Genomic DNA, 525 nt, shown 5'->3' with positions numbered 1-525 from the left:
GTAGATACCGTCTTGCCAGTTACCTGGCAAGACATATTTCTGCATCGAACGGGCGGCCTGATTTCAGCACTCCATAAGCCAGCTGCAGCAGCTTTTTCATCGCCGCGCACACCACCACTTTTCCCGTTTTCTTTCCCGCATCCAGACGCTTCTTCAGCGAGATGACCACCGGATTCCACTTCATCGCAACTATCGCTGGCATGTACAGCGCCTTGCGCATCGCGCTGTTGCCCATCTTCGATATCCGGCTTTTGCCTTTCCACTCGCCCGACTCCTGCCGCATCGGATTCAGACCGACCCACGCCACAAGCGCCTTGCTGCTGCTGAACCTCGACATGTCGCCCATATACGCCAGCATCGTGCTGCTCAGCACGCCCGCTATGCCCGGGATCGATTCCAGCAGTTTTTTGTTCTTTTTAAGGTCCGGGTCATTATTGATGTGGTCGTTTATTGCGCGCTTTGTTTCGTCTATCTGCGCATCCAGCGCCGCTATCACCACGCGGATTGAGGGCTGAACCACCGCAT

At 55.4% G+C, this 525-nt stretch carries 1 protein-coding gene; it reads right to left on the bottom strand.

What is annotated here, in order from left to right:
- Positions 1–19 precede the first annotated feature (19 nt).
- The coding region (locus tag ACPUC8_RS26030) for a transposase (RefSeq protein ID WP_494927750.1) at positions 20–525 on the bottom strand (506 nt) is incomplete at its 5' end.

It is taken from the genome of Pantoea sp. CFCC18177, from assembly GCF_059412425.1.
Note: the sequence above shows the minus strand (reverse complement) of the source record. Positions and strands in the feature narration are given on the sequence as shown.